The sequence below is a fragment of the Streptomyces sp. XY006 genome, from assembly GCF_002237655.1.
In the GTDB taxonomy this organism is placed as follows: Bacteria; Actinomycetota; Actinomycetes; order Streptomycetales; family Streptomycetaceae; genus Streptomyces; species Streptomyces levis.
Genome location: NZ_NOKT01000066.1, coordinates 1 through 1,544, shown reverse-complemented (window position 1 = coordinate 1,544; position 1,544 = coordinate 1). Strand labels below are relative to the sequence as shown.

Genomic DNA, 1,544 nt, shown 5'->3' with positions numbered 1-1,544 from the left:
GGTGGGGTGATGGGTGGCTGGTCGTTGTTTGAGAACTGCACAGTGGACGCGAGCATCTGTGGCCAAGTTTTTAAGGGCGCACGGTGGATGCCTTGGCACCAGGAACCGATGAAGGACGTGGGAGGCCACGATAGGCCCCGGGGAGTCGTCAACCAGGCTTTGATCCGGGGGTGTCCGAATGGGGAAACCCGGCAGTCGTCATGGGCTGTCACCCTTGCCTGAACACATAGGGCAAGTGGAGGGAACGCGGGGAAGTGAAACATCTCAGTACCCGCAGGAAGAGAAAACAACCGTGATTCCGGGAGTAGTGGCGAGCGAAACTGGATAAGGCTAAACCGTATACGTGTGAGACCCGGCAGGGGTTGCGTATGCGGGGTTGTGGGATCTCTCTTCTGCTGTCTGCCTGCAGCAGGACGAGTCAGAAACCGTTGATGTAGGCGAAGGACATGCGAAAGGTCCGGCGTAGAGGGTAAGACCCCCGTAGTCGAAACGTCAGCGGCTCGTTTGAGAGACACCCAAGTAGCACGGGGCCCGAGAAATCCCGTGTGAATCTGGCGGGACCACCCGCTAAGCCTAAATATTCCCTGGTGACCGATAGCGGATAGTACCGTGAGGGAATGGTGAAAAGTACCCCGGGAGGGGAGTGAAATAGTACCTGAAACCGTGTGCCTACAAGCCGTGGGAGCGTCGGATGGAAGCTTGCTTCCATCTCGTGACTGCGTGCCTTTTGAAGAATGAGCCTGCGAGTTTGCGGTGTGTTGCGAGGTTAACCCGGGTGGGGTAGCCGTAGCGAAAGCGAGTCCGAATAGGGCGATTCAGTAGCACGCTCAAGACCCGAAGCGGAGTGATCTAGCCATGGGCAGGTTGAAGCGGAGGTAAGACTTCGTGGAGGACCGAACCCACCAGGGTTGAAAACCTGGGGGATGACCTGTGGTTAGGGGTGAAAGGCCAATCAAACTCCGTGATAGCTGGTTCTCCCCGAAATGCATTTAGGTGCAGCGTCGTGTGTTTCTTGCCGGAGGTAGAGCACTGGATAGGCGATGGGCCCTACCGGGTTACTGACCTTAGCCAAACTCCGAATGCCGGTAAGTGAGAGCGCGGCAGTGAGACTGTGGGGGATAAGCTCCATGGTCGAGAGGGAAACAGCCCAGAGCATCGACTAAGGCCCCTAAGCGTACGCTAAGTGGGAAAGGATGTGGAGTCGCAGAGACAACCAGGAGGTTGGCTTAGAAGCAGCCACCCTTGAAAGAGTGCGTAATAGCTCACTGGTCTAGTGATTCCGCGCCGACAATGTAGCGGGGCTCAAGCGTACCGCCGAAGTCGTGTCATTGCGATATATACCCCCAACGGGGATCGTGATGGGTAGGGGAGCGTCGTCTGCCGGGTGAAGCAGCACCGGAAGGTAGTTGTGGACGGTTGACGAGTGAGAATGCAGGCATGAGTAGCGATTCACACGTGAGAAACGTGTGCGCCGATTGACTAAGGGTTCCTGGGTCAAGCTGATCTGCCCAGGGTAAGTCGGGACCTAAGGCGAGGCCGACAGG

Annotated in this window: 1 rRNA gene; it reads left to right on the top strand. The window is 57.2% G+C overall.

Annotated elements, in window-relative coordinates:
* Positions 1–60: 60 nt before the first annotated feature.
* Positions 61–1,544, top strand: a 23S ribosomal RNA gene (locus tag CHR28_RS37030); the annotation flags it as partial.